This is a genomic window from Gemmatimonas groenlandica, assembly GCF_013004105.1.
Taxonomy (GTDB): Bacteria; Gemmatimonadota; Gemmatimonadetes; order Gemmatimonadales; family Gemmatimonadaceae; genus Gemmatimonas; species Gemmatimonas groenlandica.
In genome coordinates this window covers 4,425,689-4,440,835 of sequence record NZ_CP053085.1, presented here as the reverse complement: position 1 = coordinate 4,440,835, position 15,147 = coordinate 4,425,689, and the positions used below count along the sequence as shown (strand labels likewise).

The 15,147-nt window shown below is 65.6% G+C and carries 16 protein-coding genes; 9 read left to right on the top strand and 7 right to left on the bottom strand.

The window, feature by feature from the left end; translation table 11 throughout:
- Positions 1-86: 86 nt before the first annotated feature.
- Genes HKW67_RS19015 through HKW67_RS19005 form a run of 3 tightly spaced genes read left to right on the top strand, consistent with a single transcriptional unit; the run spans position 87 to position 3,153 of the window.
- On the top strand, positions 87-1,700 hold the full coding sequence (locus HKW67_RS19015; protein WP_171226885.1) for an alkaline phosphatase family protein: 1,614 nt from the start codon (positions 87-89) through the stop codon (positions 1,698-1,700).
- Positions 1,688-2,194, top strand: a complete 507-nt coding sequence (locus tag HKW67_RS19010) for a DUF4334 domain-containing protein (RefSeq protein ID WP_206044498.1) — start codon at positions 1,688-1,690, stop codon at positions 2,192-2,194. The genes HKW67_RS19015 and HKW67_RS19010 overlap by 13 nt, the downstream gene beginning before the upstream one ends.
- Positions 2,191-3,153, top strand: coding sequence for an alpha/beta fold hydrolase (locus tag HKW67_RS19005; RefSeq protein WP_171226884.1), 963 nt, complete (start codon positions 2,191-2,193; stop codon positions 3,151-3,153). Before HKW67_RS19010 ends, HKW67_RS19005 begins: the two co-directional genes overlap by 4 nt.
- Positions 3,154-3,321: 168 nt before the next feature.
- On the opposite strand, the gene HKW67_RS19000 is transcribed toward HKW67_RS19005, so the two are convergent.
- Positions 3,322-3,495, bottom strand: coding sequence for a hypothetical protein (locus tag HKW67_RS19000; protein WP_171226883.1), 174 nt, complete (start codon positions 3,493-3,495; stop codon positions 3,322-3,324).
- A gap of 63 nt (positions 3,496-3,558) precedes the next feature.
- Positions 3,559-4,728, bottom strand: coding sequence for a pyridoxal phosphate-dependent aminotransferase (locus HKW67_RS18995; RefSeq protein ID WP_171226882.1), 1,170 nt, complete (start codon positions 4,726-4,728; stop codon positions 3,559-3,561).
- A 47-nt stretch (positions 4,729-4,775) separates the two neighbouring features.
- On the opposite strand from HKW67_RS18995, the gene HKW67_RS18990 reads away from it, so the two are divergent.
- The 4 genes from HKW67_RS18990 to HKW67_RS18975 are packed head-to-tail and all read left to right on the top strand — an operon-like array spanning position 4,776 to position 8,177.
- Positions 4,776-5,219 (top strand): DUF3429 domain-containing protein, encoded by a 444-nt coding sequence (locus HKW67_RS18990; RefSeq protein WP_171226881.1) that lies wholly within the window; start codon positions 4,776-4,778, stop codon positions 5,217-5,219.
- Positions 5,216-6,049, top strand: coding sequence for an arylamine N-acetyltransferase (locus HKW67_RS18985; RefSeq protein WP_171226880.1), 834 nt, complete (start codon positions 5,216-5,218; stop codon positions 6,047-6,049). Before HKW67_RS18990 ends, HKW67_RS18985 begins: the two co-directional genes overlap by 4 nt.
- Positions 6,046-7,434 carry an MFS transporter gene (locus tag HKW67_RS18980; RefSeq protein ID WP_171226879.1) on the top strand — a complete coding sequence of 463 codons (1,389 nt, stop codon included), beginning with the start codon at positions 6,046-6,048 and terminating at the stop codon, positions 7,432-7,434. The genes HKW67_RS18985 and HKW67_RS18980 overlap by 4 nt, the downstream gene beginning before the upstream one ends.
- A 2-nt stretch (positions 7,435-7,436) precedes the next feature.
- Entirely contained in the window at positions 7,437-8,177 is a 741-nt protein-coding gene (locus HKW67_RS18975; RefSeq protein ID WP_171226878.1) for a tetratricopeptide repeat protein, read from the top strand.
- Between the two features lie 15 nt (positions 8,178-8,192).
- On the opposite strand, the gene HKW67_RS18970 is transcribed toward HKW67_RS18975, so the two are convergent.
- On the bottom strand, positions 8,193-9,020 hold the full coding sequence (locus tag HKW67_RS18970) for a DUF4184 family protein (RefSeq protein ID WP_171226877.1): 828 nt from the start codon (positions 9,018-9,020) through the stop codon (positions 8,193-8,195).
- Positions 9,021-9,295: 275 nt separating this feature from the next.
- On the opposite strand from HKW67_RS18970, the gene HKW67_RS18965 reads away from it, so the two are divergent.
- Positions 9,296-10,867 carry a type IV pilus twitching motility protein PilT gene (locus HKW67_RS18965; protein WP_230981065.1) on the top strand — a complete coding sequence of 524 codons (1,572 nt, stop codon included), beginning with the start codon at positions 9,296-9,298 and terminating at the stop codon, positions 10,865-10,867.
- Here the strand turns inward: HKW67_RS18965 and HKW67_RS18960 are convergent.
- Both HKW67_RS18960 and HKW67_RS18955 read right to left on the bottom strand, forming a co-directional pair.
- The gene (locus tag HKW67_RS18960; protein WP_171226876.1) at positions 10,834-11,691 is read right to left on the bottom strand and encodes a bestrophin family protein; all 858 of its coding nucleotides are present in this window, start codon (positions 11,689-11,691) and stop codon (positions 10,834-10,836) included. The two genes, HKW67_RS18965 and HKW67_RS18960, sit on opposite strands and share 34 nt — an antisense overlap.
- A gap of 27 nt (positions 11,692-11,718) precedes the next feature.
- Positions 11,719-12,195: a RidA family protein gene (locus HKW67_RS18955; RefSeq protein WP_171226875.1), complete on the bottom strand. Its 477-nt coding sequence runs from the start codon at positions 12,193-12,195 to the stop codon at positions 11,719-11,721.
- Positions 12,196-12,318: 123 nt separating this feature from the next.
- On the opposite strand from HKW67_RS18955, the gene HKW67_RS18950 reads away from it, so the two are divergent.
- On the top strand, positions 12,319-12,819 hold the full coding sequence (locus HKW67_RS18950) for a DinB family protein (RefSeq protein ID WP_171226874.1): 501 nt from the start codon (positions 12,319-12,321) through the stop codon (positions 12,817-12,819).
- A 198-nt stretch (positions 12,820-13,017) separates the two neighbouring features.
- Here the strand turns inward: HKW67_RS18950 and HKW67_RS18945 are convergent, their stop codons facing one another.
- Positions 13,018-14,178, bottom strand: coding sequence for a PQQ-dependent sugar dehydrogenase (locus HKW67_RS18945; protein ID WP_171226873.1), 1,161 nt, complete (start codon positions 14,176-14,178; stop codon positions 13,018-13,020).
- 41 nt (positions 14,179-14,219) lie between these two features.
- Positions 14,220-15,125, bottom strand: a complete 906-nt coding sequence (locus HKW67_RS18940; RefSeq protein WP_171226872.1) for a histone deacetylase family protein — start codon at positions 15,123-15,125, stop codon at positions 14,220-14,222.
- Positions 15,126-15,147 lie beyond the last annotated feature (22 nt).

Below are 15,147 nucleotides of genomic sequence, written 5' to 3'. Positions count from 1 at the left end.
TCGTGCGAGCCGTGCGTTCGCGCCATGGGACGTCTGGAGGGCTCCGCGGCTTGCCCTGTCCCACTCGCTGCTCCACATTCGCCCCCATGATGCGACTGTCTCTCGTGGTGCCCGCAGCGCTCGCGCTGGCCTGCCTCTCCGGACCGACGCCGTCCGCGGCGACGGTCCCGCAAGCGATCACGCCGGTCGTGCCGCAAGTAGTCACGCCGTCGCTGGTCGTACTGATCACGATCGACCAGTTCCGCGCCGACTATCTCGACCGCTATCCCGGTCAGCTTACCGGTGGACTGGCACGCCTGGCGCGGAGTGGCGCACGATTCGACAACGCGCATCATGATCACGCCATCACGGAAACCGCCCCGGGGCATGCCACGCTGCTCTCGGGCCGCTTCCCGCGGTCGACGGGGATCATGCTCAACCGCGTCGGCGTCGAGGACAAAGCGTTTCCGCTGGTGGCCGGCGGCTACGGCACCGGCGCCTCGCCGGCGCGCTTCGTCGGCACGACGCTCGCCGACTGGCTGAAGAGCGCCAACGGTAAGACGAAAACGCTGTCGGTCTCGATGAAGGATCGCGGCGCGATTCTGCCGATCGGCAAGTCGAAGAGCGACGTGTATTGGTATTCGATCGACGGACGCTTTCTCACCAGCACGTACTACCGCAAGGATGTGCCGGCGTGGGTGCGTGAGTTCAACGAGCGCGTTCCGGTGAAGGCGTATGCCGGCCGCACGTGGTCGTTGTTGCTCGCCGACAGCGCCTATCACGAAGCGGACAGCGTCAGCGTGGAGATGGGCGGGCGCAATTTCGTCTTTCCGCACAAACTCACCGACGACCTGATCGACGCCGGCAGCGAGATCCGCATTACGCCCTACATGGACGACCTCACCGTGCAGTTCGCGCTGCACGGCGTGAACGCCATGGAGCTCGGCAAGGGACCGCAAACCGACTTGCTGGCGATGTCCTTGTCGGCCACCGATGTGATCGGCCACAACTACGGCCCCGACTCGCGCGAGATGCATGACCAGGTGCTCCGGGTGGATCGCACCATCGGCCTGTTCCTCGACTCGCTCTACAAGCTGCGCGACTCCACGAAGATCACGATCGTCGTGACCGCGGATCACGGCGTGGGCAGCATTCCCGAGATCGCGCCGGCGTCGATTCAACCGCGCCCGCTCCGTGTCTCACTGTATGACTTGATGCCGGCGACCGTCGCCCGCTTGCAAGCGAAGAAGCTCGACACGTTCGCGATCGATCTCGACGTGCAGATCCTGCTCGCCAATCGCGGGGCGTTCCGGAAGCAGTCCGACCTCGACGAGATCGTGAACGCCTTCGCCGAAGACGCCCGCAAGGTACCGGGGGTCGCACGGGTCGACCGCTTCGCGACGCTGGTGGCCGACACACTTGGCGACGACATCGCACGACGCTGGGCGCATCAGTTTCCCGCGACCGCGCCGATCGAACTGGTGGTGACGCTCACACCGTACAGCACGTGGGGCGGCAACGTGGCGTCGCACGGGTCTCCGCGGGAATACGATACGCACGTCCCGCTGATCTTCGCCGGTGCCGGTATCAAACCGGGTACGCACGCGCAATTCGTGCGCACCGTCGACCTCGCGCCGACACTGGCGGAACTGCTTGGCGTCAAACCGTCGGAGCGCCTCGACGGGGTTTCTCTGAAAGACGCGCTGCTTTGGCCGCGCTGACTGCGGTGAGTGAGGCGCTGGCGCGTTTCGACGCGTTGCCGGCGGTGACGACGGCGGAGATGCTGGGTGAGTGGCGTGGCACCGGCGTGCCGACTGGTCACTACATGGACGGGTTGCTCGAGACGTATGCGTGGTATGGCAAGTCGTTCGTGACCGAAGAGGCCGTGCATCCGCTAGTATTCCGGACGCGCACCGGCGAGAAGTACGCCATCGATCCGCGCCTGATCCCGCTGTCGCTGTCGCGATACCACGCGCTCAGCCGGAACATCATCGCGCGCGCGCTCTTTAAGTTGGCGACGCCGCTGCTGCGTACGCGCTCACCAAAGGCGCGGTTGCGCGCCGTGACCTACCGGGGCGCGACCACGGCGGCCATGGTGTACGATCATCTGCCGATCATCGACTGCTTCCGGCGGATCGACGAGCATACCATGCTCGGCGTCATGGATATCCGCGGTGCAGCACCCTTCTTTTTTCAGTTGGAGCGGGACGTATGAAGTTGGCGCGTTGGCTGATGGGGGCATTCGTGTTGGCGGTCCTGCTCCTGCTTGGACTCGCCTCCGTCTGGGCGCCCGACAAGCCGGTCGCGATGCTGGCCGCTCGCTGGGCGCCGCCGCCCTCTCGCTTTCTGGCACTGAGCGGCATGCGGGTCCACGTGCGTGATGAAGGACCGCGCTCCGATTCGATACCGATTGTGCTCGTGCACGGCACGTCGGCCAGCTTGCACACGTGGGATGGCTGGGCCGCGTCGCTGCGCGGCTCGCGCCGCGTAATTCGCTTCGATCTGCCCGGCTTCGGCCTCACCGGGCCGTCGCCCGAGGAGGACTATACGCTCGACGCGTACACCCGCCTCACCCTGCGGTTGCTCGACTCGCTCGGGGTGGCACGCTTTGCCGTCGCGGGTAATTCACTCGGCGGCGAAGTGGCGTGGCATGTCGCCTCCGCCGCACCGGATCGCGTGGCCGCGCTGATCCTGGTGGACGCCGTGGGCTATCCGATCGTGTCGCAGCAGGTGCCGATCGGCTTTCGCCTGGCGCGCACGCAAGGTCTGGCATGGCTCTTCACGCGTATCCTGCCGCGCGGTGTGGTCGAGTCGAGCGTGCGCAGCGTCTATGGCGATCCGTCACGCGTGACCGATTCGCTCGTCACGCGCTACTTCGAGCTCACGTTGCGCGAAGGGAATCGCGCGTCACTCCCGCGCCGCTTCGCACAAAGTCGCGACGGCGCAGATTCGGCGACCATTGCGACGCTACGCGTGCCCACGTTGATCATGTGGGGTGGGCGCGACGGACTCATTCCGCCCGATCACGCCGGTCGCTTCGCGCGCGACATTCCCGGCAGCCGCATTCAACTCTTTCCAGAGCTCGGGCACGTGCCGCACGAGGAAGATCCCGTGCGGACGGCCGCCGCGGCGCGCGCGTTTCTCGAGTGCGTCGCGTGTCCTTCAGGTCGCTAAAAAGGGTTCACGCGAAGCTCGCGAAGAGCGCGAAGGTTCGCGAAGAAAAGCCAAAATTGAATCGCTGTTCTTCGCGTGCCTTCGCGTTCTTCGCGAGCTTCGCGTGAAATGTCAGGGGTAGCCCATTGCACGGCCCCTCCGAAGCGCCGAAGCAACGTAGTGGCCGTATCAGCTTGGCGGGTCCTTCATGCGCGTACGGGTTACGCCCGTCATGATACCGATGCCGAGCAACACGAGACAGGCGATGATGATGTACGTCGACGCGACGCCCATCACGGAGAGTCCCCAGGCGACGCCGCCGATGAAGACGAAGAAGCCGACGAGGTAGAGTCCAAAATTCATAAGAGGCTCCAGGATTGAGTGAGTCCCGAAGTCTCTTATGCAATTGCTGTGCTCGCGCGCTTCTTACCGTCCCGCGTTCACCCGTGCCGAAAGCCCGGCCAGCCGTTCGCCGGCCGCCATGAGGGTTTCTTCACGTTTGGCGAAGTGGAAACGGATGAGATGATTGACCGGCTCCCGGAAAAAGCTCGAGCCCGGTACACCGGCCACCCCGATCTCCTTGATCAGCCATTCAGAGGCCAGCGTGTCGTTGGCAAAGCCGAGCGCGGTGATGTCGACCATCACGTAGTAGGCGCCCTGCGGCTCGGTGAACGGCAAGCCGGTGCTGCGCAGGATGTCGAGGAAGATCTCGCGCTTGGCGCTATACAGCTCGGTGAGCCCGTGATAGTACGAATCGGGGAGTTCGAGGGCGCCCACCGCCGCCTCCATGAGCGGCGCCGCGGCACCGACCGTGAGGAAGTCGTGCACCTTCTTCGCCTGCGCGATGACACTGGCCGGCGCGTGCACGTACCCCAGGCGCCAGCCGGTGATCGAGTACGTCTTCGACAGCGAATTGCAGGTGATCGTGCGCTCGAAGGCGCCAGGCAGCGTATTGAAGTACGTGTGCGTGTGCGGTGCGTAGATGATGTGCTCATACGGCTCATCCATGATCACCCAGGTGTCATACTGCTGCGCGTACTTGAGAATGATCAGCAGCTCCTCGCGCGTGAATACCTTGCCGCTCGGATTCGACGGATTGCACACCACGATCGCCTTGGGACGCTGCGCGAACGCGGCGGCCAGCACGTCTTCGTCGAAGTTGAAATGCGGCGGATGCAGCGGCACATAGATCGGCTCGGCGCCCGAGAGAATCGCGTCGGCCGCGTAGTTCTCGTAAAACGGCGAGAAGACGATCACCTTGTCGCCTGGATTGCAGGCGGTCATCATGGCCACCATCATCGCTTCCGTGCTGCCGCAGGTGACCACGAGTTCGGAGTCGGGATCGACCTCGATGCCACTGAAGTGCGAGATCTTCTTCGCCAGCGCGGTGCGGAAGCGCGGCGCGCCCCACGTCACGGCATACTGATGAAACGGCCCGCGCGTGGCGCGCTCCAGCCCCTCGAGCAGCACTTCCGGCGGATCGAAGTCCGGGAAGCCTTGCGACAAATTGATGGCGCCGTGCTGATTCGCGAGGCGGGTGGTCCCGCGAATCACGGATTCGCTGAAGACGGAGAGGCGCTGGGCTGTCGTAGGCATGGCCTCGACATATACCGCGCGGTGCAGGTCGGCGCTACCTTCGCGCGATGCCTACCCGCACCTTCTGGCTGATCAGCGGATCGGGGCTCGCCCCCTTCATCGTGTGCCTCGTGATTGCTTATGGCACGCCCGATGTCAGCGCGTTGCACGACGCCGCTGTCCGGACCTTTCTCGTGTACGCCGCGCTCACGCTCAGCTTTCTCGGCGGGGCGCGCTGGGGCGCGGAACTCGCCCGCGCGCCGGATGCGCCGAACCTGTGGCGCATGGCCGCGGCCGCAGCGCCGTCCGTGGTCGGTCTCGCCGCCTTGTTGCCGCAAGCACCGCTCAAGGCCGCACTCGGCCTGCTCATGCTCAGTGGTGGTATCCAGCTCGCCTGGGATGTCGCGGCGTCGCGCGCGGGGCTCCTGCCGCCGTGGAATGCCCGCGTACGCACCGTGATGACCGTCGCCGGCACGCTGTGTAGTCTCGCGCTCTGGCCCGCGATCGCATGACGATGCCGGACACGCTGCCAGCCCCCCTGCGCGACGAGCTGTGTGCGCGACTCGGCGTAGCGCTCGAGGCACCGACCACGTCGCAACTGACGCGCGTCTACGACGCGTGGTGTCTGCACGTCCCGTTCGACAACGTACGCAAATTGATCGCGCTTCGCGAAGCACACGCGCCACCACTCCCGGGAGCACAGGCCGCTGACTTCTTCACGCACTGGCTGTCCGACGGAACCGGCGGCACTTGTTGGTCGTCGAGCCACGCGCTGTGGTCACTGCTCACGGCACTCGGCTTCCGCGCGCGACGCATCGCTGGCTCCATGCGCGACACCGGGATCGTCACGCACGGCAGCGTCATCGTGACGATCGACCAACAGGAGTGGCTCGTCGACTCCTCCGCGCTCACGAGCCGACCCGTCCCGATGTCGACCGGCGCGTATCGCGATACCGATCCCGTGTTCGCCACCGAGTGGCAACGTGAGGGTGACACGCACGTGCTGCGATTCGCCGGTGCGCCGGGGCCCGAACTCACCCCCTGTCGGTTTCTGGTGGATCCCACGGATTCGGCATACGTACAGCACCGCTACGAACTCTCGCGCACCTTCGGGCCGTTCAATCATTTCACGTATGCGCGCCGCAGTGTCCGCGACGGATTCGTGGTGTTACGCGGACCGGTGCGTTACCACCGCACGGCGCAGGGCATGGCATCACGCCCGCTCGACCGCGATGGCATTCTTCACGTACTCGCGCACGATATCGGCATCTCCCCCGCCATGCTCCAGCGCTACGAAGCATGCGGCGCGCTCGATCTGAACTTCCTGCCGCTGCCGGAATGACGACCGCCACCGGATCGACGAGCGCCGCCGAGTCGGGATTTGCGATCGCCGCGCGCCGTCTGCTGCCACTGCTGTTCGTGAGCTACATCGTGGCGTTTCTCGACCGCGTGAATGTCGGCTTCGCGAAATTGCAGATGGCGTCGGACCTCGGCTACTCCGACGCCGTGTACGGATTCGGCGCCGGCATCTTCTTTCTCGGCTACTTCCTGTTTGAAGTGCCCAGCAATCTGCTGCTCGAGAAGTTCGGGGCTCGTCGATGGATTGCGCGCATCATGTTCACCTGGGCCATCGTGTCCGGCGCCTTTGCGTTCGTGGACCGGATTCCGTGGGGACCGCTGCCCGCGCTCTTTGGTGTCGCGCCGATCGAGTTCGGATTCTACGCGCTGCGCTTTCTCCTCGGCATTGCCGAGGCGGGATTCTTCCCCGGCATCATTCTCTATCTCACGTATTGGTTTCCGGCAGCGCGACGTGCGCGTACCGTGGCGCTGTTCATGACCGCCGTGGCCGCCGCCAACGTGATCGGCGCACCGGTGTCCGGCGCGATCATGCAATACGCCGACGGCATGGGTGGCTTGAGCGGCTGGCGTTGGCTGTTCGTGCTGGAAGCGATCCCGTCGGTCGTCGCGGGCGTGGCGATCTGGTTGCTGCTGCCCGATCGTCCGACGCACGCCACGTGGCTCTCGCCCGAACAGCGCAGCGCGATCACGGCGCAACTCGCGCATGAGGACAGCGACGCGCACGGGGCGGCCGTCGGATCCGCGCATGGCGGTGCACACAGTGCGACGCAGGCGCTGCGCAGTGGTCGTGTGTGGGTGTTGGCGCTCGTCTACCTGGCCGGCACCTTCTCGCTGTACGGCGTGAGCTTCTGGATGCCCACCATCGTGCAGGAGCTGGGCATCGGGAAGACCGAGTACCTCGAGATCGGACTGCTCAGCATGATTCCGTGGGGCACCGCCGGTGTAGCCATGGTGTGGGCCGGCGCCAGCAGCGACCGCACGGGCAAGCGTCGTCAACATGTGGCCGGCTCGCTGTTCGTAGCCGCCACGGGACTCGTGGCCCTGGTGCTGGTGGGCGCTAACGTGGTGCCGGCACTGATTGCACTCTGTTTCGTGACCGCCGGTGTGCTGTCGTTTCTCGCCACGTTCTGGTCGCTGCCCACGGCATTTCTCCGACAGACGGCGGCCGCGGCTGGCATCGCGTGGATCAACGCCGTCGGCAATCTCGGCGGACACTTCGGCCCTGATATCATTGGCCGCATTCGCACGGCGACGGGCAGCGCGAACTATGCCTTTCTGTTTCTGGCGGCGCTGGCGGTGGCAGGGGCACTGCTCACACTCTTCGGTACGGGTGCACGCGAGCGAATCATGACGATACAGGAAGCCTGACGATGTCGATGCGAAAGCAGATGGCGGGACGTGGTATGTGGGCCGCGATCCTCGTGGGGGCGCTGGTCTCTGTCGCGCCGCGAGCGGCCATGACGCAGGCGTCGCCAGCCGCAACCGCGATCGATCGTGCGCTCGCCGCCAGTCAGTGGCGCGAGGCGGTGCGCTTGCTCGACGGCGCCCTTGCCGTGACGCCGCGCGACGCCACCCGACTGCAGCAACGCGGTCGCGCCCACCGCGAGCTCGAGGAGTTCCCCAAAGCCCTGGCCGACTACACGCAGGCGATCGCCGTAGACCGGCGCTTCGCCGCTGCCTACGGGGGGCGCGCGATCGTGCAGCAGCGCATGGGCAACGGGAACGCCGCCTTCGCCGACATCGACAGCGCCCGGGCCCTCGGCATGAACGACCCGCAACTCGATCTGGTCGAAGGGATCGGCTACATGATGAACGACGACGGCGCCAAAGCCTGGGCGCGATTCGACAAGTACGTGCGCGCCGTCCCCGATGCCGCCCAGGGCTGGTTTCTGCGCGGTCGCGCCGCGGGCATGGCCGGACGTGAGGCGGACGCCGAGAAGGATTTCACCGCCGCGATAGACCGGCGGATGGCGGGACCGGAGGTGTTTTCGCTGCGGGCGATGGCGCGGGTCGCGTTGGGGAACACGTCCGGCGCTTGCGCCGATCTCGCCGAAGCGGCCAAGCTGGGCGACAAGGCCGCGGCCGCGACGGTCGCCAAGAACTGCCGCTAGCGCGACACCGTGTCCTCACCCGGTCGCATGCGGGCGTACCCGACCTTGTCGGAGCCCGAGCGCGAGAAGCACCGCGCCGCCGACCGAAAACGTGATCGCCCCGAACGCCGTGCCGGCGACCACCGTCTTGGCGCGCTCGCGCTCCCGTAGCGTGTGGCCGGTGGCCGCGCCGAGCATCGCCACGACGCCGATCAGACGGGCGATCATCACGCCATGCCGCCGGGGCATGCGGGGGAGGCGGCGTTCGGCGTGGTGCGCGCCGAGGGCGAGATAGCCTTCGCGCCACTGCCACAGCGCGCGCCGGCGAACCATGTGGCGCCAGAGCAGCAGCGTCACGACCGCGAAGATGACCGTGCACCACAGCTGGAGCGCGTCGTACAGCGGAACGCGTCCACCGAAATGCGGCACGGGCGTTCGCAGGAACGGCAGCCAAGGGACCAGCCATCCGGAATGGTTACCGTGTGTGACGCCGTCCAACAGCACATGCGACATGCCGCCCAGCCACGCCGAGTAGGCCACCCGCACCCAGTCCCGACCGGTGCGCGGTGGGCGAATGGCCGCCAGATCGTGGGGGCGCCACCATGCGTGGTCGGGAACGTACGGGAGGAGTGCGGGAATCAGCAGCGCGCTCGTCACCCAAACCAGTAGCATGGTCAAGGGAACCGTGAACCAGCCCTGCGCTGCCACCGTGTGGCTGAGCAGCCAGTCGTCGTGCATCCGCCCGATGAACTCCAAGTCGGGGGCCATACTGCCGATACAAAGGGCGATCCCCGAGAATCGCGCGGGCCAACGCAGCTTGAGCGGCAGGACGAGGGCTTGGTGAGACAGCAGTGTGGCGGGCATAGCGCTCCAGTGTCGTGACGATGTCGGCGTGGTGCGGCGTCGTACAGCAGTCTCGCCCGGCTTCCCAACGGTCTTCCGACGATCCCGTCTCGGCTCGGTGTCGGTCGCACGACAGCTATGCAACGCCAACCGAAGGCGGGGGATCATGTGTCCGGCAGGGGGGCCCAATCGTCCATGCCGCAGAGCGCAGGCATGCCGGAGTCAAAACGAGGCCATGGCTGCAGATCCCACACGTTTTCCAGTGCCGTGACACCGTGCCCCAATTAGACCGCGTATTGGCACGCCTTGAATCAGGCGCCGCTAGTCAGATCATTCTCGAGGCCGACGCCCCCATCTGTTGCCTCACCGCGACTGGCCTTCAGGAAGTCAGCCAGCAGGTGCTCACCAGCAAGCAGGTGATCGCTCTGGTGACGGAACTGGCCGATGTCGGGGCCAAGGATGCCGTCGCGACGGGCCGCGACATTCGCTTCGTGTACACGTGGAATGGCAAGCAATGGCTGGTGGAGCAAGACGTCGCCTCGACGTTTACTCGCTTGATCGTGCGCAAGTACGACCCGGCCGCCGACGCGCGCCCGGAGCCGGTCGCCAGCCGCGCGTCCGGCAACAGCCACAACTCGGCGGCTGATCCGGCACCCGCTAAGGCCTCCGATCCTCGACCGAGTTCGGTATCGGCATCGGTACCGGCAGAGGAGCCTGTCCGCCGCTATCGGGAGACCGACGGCCCCTTCGGCGCTACCGACGAGGCGTCGTCACGCGACGCGCTCGAGGCGCTCCTTCGCACGCAGGTCCAGCGTGGCGCCGCCGATTTGCACCTGCGCGTTGGTGAACGTCCGATCCTGCGCCTGGGCGGCGACCTCGTGCGCATCGAGGACCACCCGTCGCTCGACGACCGATTGATCACGAACATGGTGCACGCGATCATGCCCGCCAAGAACAAGGCGGAGTTCGCCGAAAATTGGGACACCGACTTCGCCTACGAGATCACCGGCCTGTCCCGCTTCCGCGTCAACGTGCTCCGCGACCGGAACGGTGCGGCCGCAGTGATCCGGACCATTTCCAGCGGCACGGTCACGGTGGAGCAGATGGGCATAACGCCCGAAGTGCAGCAGCTGTGCGCGCTCACCAAGGGACTCGTGCTTGTGACCGGACCCACCGGCTCAGGTAAATCGACGACGCTCTGCGCACTGGTCGATCTGATCAACCGTTCTCGGCACGATCATATCATCACGATCGAAGATCCGATCGAATTCGTGCACCAGAGCAAGAAGTGCCTCATCACGCAGCGTCAGGTCGGCGTACACACGCAGTCGTTCAAAAGCGCGCTCCGCGCCGCGCTACGCGAGGACCCGGACATCATTCTCGTGGGTGAGCTGCGCGATCTGGAAACGATCGCCATCGCGCTCGAGACGGCCGAAACGGGGCATCTCGTGTTCGGCACGCTGCACACCTCCACAGCCGCGTCCACGATCAATCGCATCGTCGATCAGTTCCCCGCCGACCGGCAAGAGCAGATCCGCGTCATGCTGGCCGAATCGCTCAAGGGCGTCGTGTCGCAGACGCTCTGCAAGAAGATCGGCGGCGGACGCGTGGCCGCGCGCGAGATACTGCTCGTGAACAAGGCCGTGAGCTCGATGATCCGTGAAGGCAAGACGGTGCAGATTAACAACATCATTCAGACCCAGAAGAAGTTGGGCATGGAGACGTTGAACGACGCGCTGATGAACCTCGTGAAGAGCAAGACGGTCGAAGCCGAAGAGGCGTACGTAAAGTCGGCCGAAAAGAAGGACATGGCCTCGAAGCTGCGCGCCCTGGGTTACAACCTCGACGGATTGGCGTCGGAGGAGTAGGCACCCGTCAACAGCTCGCGGGTGTCGCGCGCAATGCGGTCGGCCATCTCGTCGAGCGGAAGGTCGTTGCGGTCGGTACCGAACGGCTCTTCGATCTCCGTCGCGAGCAGCTCGAGTCCCATGGTCGCGAAGAACGTGAACATGCTGGCGATCACGGTGCCGTATCCGAACTCGCGGACGAGACCGAACGGCATGACCAGCGCATAGAGCAAGACGAACTGCTTGACGTACGAGCTGTACGAGAACGGAATCGGTGTATTGCGAACGCGCTCACACGCGCCGGTGATGTCGTCGAAGGCGAGCAGCACGGGCGTCAGCGCCACCAGCATCTCACGCGGCAGCACACCGTCGCGAATGTCGGCATACACCGCGTGACTGAGTGACTGCACGAGCTGATTGGGGACGTGCGGACCAGGCTCACCGCGCGGACGCCGTAAGTGTTCGGCCAACGCCACGGGAAATGCGCCAAGTACGCGGGCATACTGCGCACGCTGTGGTGCCGACGCCGGCAGTTGCGCGTCGAGTTGGTGCGCGAGACCGCGCGACACGTTGACCAGCTGTCCCCAGAGCTTCCGACCTTCCCACCATCGGTCGTACGACGTGTTGGTGCGGAACACGAGCAGCAAACCGAGGATGATGCCGAGGATCGACAGAAAGCTCGGCCCCAAGGGCACGGCCACTTTCACGACGTCGGTCTCGATCCAGACCACCAGCGCCGCGTACACCCCGGCCGCCACCACGTCGATCGCCAGCGTGCGAAAGACGGGGCTGCGTGGGAAGTCGATGAGGACGGCGATCCAGTTCTTGGGATCGTACGTGATCATGAGCGAGGCCCGTTGGTCACACCGGCGCTAGGTCGCGGCAGCGGCGCACTCCATCTCCACACGCGCACCGAACAGCAACGTGGCCTGCACCGCCGTACGCGCCGGATAGTTCCCGTTGCTGAAGTACCCGCGATACACCTCGTTCATAGCCGGCCACTCCTTCAGGTCGGCCAGAAACACGGTGCATTTCACCACGCGATCCATGCCCACGCCGGCCGCGGCGAGCGTGCGCTTGACGTTCTCGAGCAGCTGTCGCGTTTCCGGCTGGATGCCGCCGGGCACCAGCGTACCGTCGGGCTTGGTACCGAGCGTGCCCGAGACAAAAATGATGTTGCCGACACGCACCGCCGGCGAGAACGGATTGGCCGGCGGGCCGTCGGGATGAATGAACTGCGGCTCGGCACTGGTGCGCACCGACGCACGACAGGCAGACACAAGCGGCACCGCGGCCAGCAGCACCAGCGACGAGACTCGTCGGAACGCGGCGGAGAGAATAGACGTCATCCGGCATCTTCCCCCCGCTCACGCGGCGCGTCAAGTGTCCCGCCATATCTGCATCGCAAGACCCGTGACCATGGCATAGCATTGGGCCACCAGTCCTCCCACCACCATGCACCGAGATTTCCCATGTACGCCTCCCTCGCCGCGTTTCACGCCTCCTGGCGATACGAATCCGAGAGCACGCAGAAGCTACTCGACTGCCTCACCGACGCCTCGCTGTCACACGAACTCTTCCCGGGTGGCCGCACCGTCGGCCGCCTGGCCTGGCACATCGCCCAGTCGATTCCCGAAATGCTGAATCGCACGGGGCTCGCCGTCATCGGCGCCGGTGAACACGACGCCGTGCCCGCGCACGCCGCCGCCATCGTGGCGGCGTACCGCACCGCCGCCGCCTCGCTGAGCGAACAGCTCACCGAGCGGTGGACCGACGCGACGTTGTCCGCACGCGACGACATGTACGGCGAGACCTGGCCGCGCGGCATGACGCTCGATGTGCTGATCAAGCATCAGACGCATCACCGCGGTCAGCTCACGATCGGCATGCGACAAGCGGGACTGATCATCCCGGGTATGTACGGGCCGGCGAAAGAAGAATGGAGCGCGATGGGCGTACCAGCGCCGGAGTGACGGACTGCGAACAGCGCTAAGAATCAACTGCGCTATGAATGAACAGCGCTAAAGTAAGGGGCGCTAAGAATTAAACGCGAAAACGGCGAACCGCGCGCTAAGCACTGGTTCGCCGTTTACTCTTCGCGCTTTTTACCTTAGCGCCGTTCACTGTTAGCGCGGTTGATTCTTAGCGCGGTTCGCAGTTGAAACAGCAGTTCACCGCCGCGCCACTGGTTCCATGCGCATGACCGCGGTCGGCTTCGCTTGCTGATCGTCGATCGAGAAGTAGATGAATCCGTCCGGCCCCTGTCGCACGTCGCGGATGCGTCCTTGCGTGCGCACCAGGTTGTCCTCGACGTTGAACACCTTGCCGTCGTACGTGAGACGCACGATGCGCTGGCCGGCGAGTCCGCCGACGAAGAAGCTGCCCTTCCACGCCGGGAACTTGTCGCCGGTGTAAATCATGAGGCTCGACGTGGCGATCGAGGGCACCCACACGTTCTTGGGCTGCTCCATGCCTGGGCGCATCGTCGCCGCGTGAATCGCCTGGCCGGGGCCGTAGTTCACACCGAAGCCGACCACGGGCCAGCCGTAGTTGAGCCCCTTCTGAATCAGGTTGAGCTCATCGCCGCCCTGCGGGCCGTGCTCGGTGGCCCAGACGTCGCCCGTGGTGGGGTGAATCGCGAGGCCCTGCGGATTGCGATGGCCATAGCTCCAGATCTCCGGCTTCGCGCCAGCTTTGCCCACGAACGGATTGTCAGGCGGCACGCGGCCGTCGTCGAACAGGCGAATGACCTTGCCATGGTGATTCGACAGATCCTGCGCCGGATGCTTCTCGAGATCACCACTGGGCGGCGCCTGGCGCTCGCCAACGGTGATGAACATCATGCCGCTCTTGTCGAAGGCGATGCGGGAGCCGAAGTGGCCTGGCGCACCCTTCGTGTCGGCCACGAAGATCTCCTTCACGTCGACCAGCGCGTTGTTCTCGAAACGCCCGCGCACGACGGCCGTCGTCGCCGCCCCGCCGCCGGTAGGCTTGGAGAAGCTGAGATAGACCAGTTTGTTGGTGGCGAAGTTCGGATGCGCCACCACGTCGAGCAGTCCACCCTGACCGCGGTAGACCACTTCCGGAACGCCCGTCACGGGCGTGGGCAGGAGCTTGCCTCCGCGCACGATGCGGAGACGGCCGGGACGCTCGGTCACGAGCATGTCGCCGCCCGGAAGGAACGCCATCGACCACGGTTGCACGAGGCCGTCGGCCACGGTCACCAGACGGTAGTCGTGCGCCGACGACTTGTAGACGGGCGACTGCGCGATCGCGGGCACCGCGAACAGCGCGCTCGCCGCGGCGGCGAGCAGAAACGTACGACGAACCATCCGGAGATCTCCTGGTAACGGAAAGGGGCAACCTTGGTAATTTAGCGCCCGGCGAAGCTCTGCAGCACCCGAACCGTGTTCAGGTGCACCTGCACCGTGTCCCGCACGTCCCGCCCATACCCGCCCGACATGGTGGCGCACACCGGCACCCCGATCTCCCGGCACATCTCCAGCACGAAGGCGTCGCGGCGGTGCAGTCCCTCGAAGGTGAGCTTGAGCCGCCCCAGTTTGTCGCCTTCATGAGGGTCGGCGCCGGCCAGATACACCACCAGATCGGGGCGCGCGTCGCGCAGCACGGTCGGCAGATGCATCTCGAGTAGGGCGAGATACTCGGCGTCGCCCGTACCGTCGTCGAGTTCGACATCGCGCGTGCCCGGCACCTTGTGGAACGGAAAGTTCTTCGCGCCGTGCATGCTGAACGTGTACACCTGCGCGTCGCCGGCAAAACAGCCGTGCGTGCCGTTGCCCTGATGCACATCGAGATCGACGATCGCCACCCGCCGCACGCGCCCGTCACGCTGCAACCGTCGGATCGCCACGGCCACGTCGTTGAAGGTACAGAACCCCTCGCCGCGATCAGGAAACGCGTGATGCGTCCCTCCCGCGAGATTCATCGCCACGCCGTGCTGCAACGCCGACTCGGCCGCCTCGCACGTGCCCTGCACCACCCGGTACGCGCGCTCCACGAACGACTCCGACCACGGCAACCCGATCCGCCGCTGCTCCGCCGTCGGCAACGTGCCGTTGGTGATGTGATCCACGTACTCGCGCGTGTGCACGAGCAACAGATCGTCCACGAGCACCCGCTGCGGATCATGCAGCCGCTCCGGTGGCACCAGCCCCTCGGCCAACACCCCTTCGCGCAACAGCTGATACTTGGACATCGGAAACCGATGCCCGTCGGGGAGCTCGATGGCGTACTTGGATGACGACCAGAGGTGGAGCATGGGTGAATTCTACTCGCTTCGC

What these genes read in the sequence shown, in the direction of transcription:
- HKW67_RS18995 (WP_171226882.1), bottom strand. Translation starts at nt 4,728, where the DNA reads ATGCCTACGACAGCCCAGCGCCTCTCCGTCTTCAGCGAATCCGTGATT.
- HKW67_RS18955 (WP_171226875.1), bottom strand. Translation starts at nt 12,195, where the DNA reads ATGACGTCTATTCTCTCCGCCGCGTTCCGACGAGTCTCGTCGCTGGTG.
- HKW67_RS18945 (WP_171226873.1), bottom strand. Translation starts at nt 14,178, where the DNA reads ATGGTTCGTCGTACGTTTCTGCTCGCCGCCGCGGCGAGCGCGCTGTTC.
- HKW67_RS18950 (WP_171226874.1), top strand. Translation starts at nt 12,319, where the DNA reads ATGTACGCCTCCCTCGCCGCGTTTCACGCCTCCTGGCGATACGAATCC.
- HKW67_RS19000 (WP_171226883.1), bottom strand. Translation starts at nt 3,495, where the DNA reads ATGAATTTTGGACTCTACCTCGTCGGCTTCTTCGTCTTCATCGGCGGC.
- HKW67_RS18960 (WP_171226876.1), bottom strand. Translation starts at nt 11,691, where the DNA reads ATGATCACGTACGATCCCAAGAACTGGATCGCCGTCCTCATCGACTTC.
- HKW67_RS18985 (WP_171226880.1), top strand. Translation starts at nt 5,216, where the DNA reads ATGACGATGCCGGACACGCTGCCAGCCCCCCTGCGCGACGAGCTGTGT.
- HKW67_RS18975 (WP_171226878.1), top strand. Translation starts at nt 7,437, where the DNA reads ATGTCGATGCGAAAGCAGATGGCGGGACGTGGTATGTGGGCCGCGATC.
- HKW67_RS19005 (WP_171226884.1), top strand. Translation starts at nt 2,191, where the DNA reads ATGAAGTTGGCGCGTTGGCTGATGGGGGCATTCGTGTTGGCGGTCCTG.
- HKW67_RS18990 (WP_171226881.1), top strand. Translation starts at nt 4,776, where the DNA reads ATGCCTACCCGCACCTTCTGGCTGATCAGCGGATCGGGGCTCGCCCCC.
- HKW67_RS18980 (WP_171226879.1), top strand. Translation starts at nt 6,046, where the DNA reads ATGACGACCGCCACCGGATCGACGAGCGCCGCCGAGTCGGGATTTGCG.
- HKW67_RS19015 (WP_171226885.1), top strand. Translation starts at nt 87, where the DNA reads ATGATGCGACTGTCTCTCGTGGTGCCCGCAGCGCTCGCGCTGGCCTGC.
- HKW67_RS18970 (WP_171226877.1), bottom strand. Translation starts at nt 9,020, where the DNA reads ATGCCCGCCACACTGCTGTCTCACCAAGCCCTCGTCCTGCCGCTCAAG.
- HKW67_RS18940 (WP_171226872.1), bottom strand. Translation starts at nt 15,125, where the DNA reads ATGCTCCACCTCTGGTCGTCATCCAAGTACGCCATCGAGCTCCCCGAC.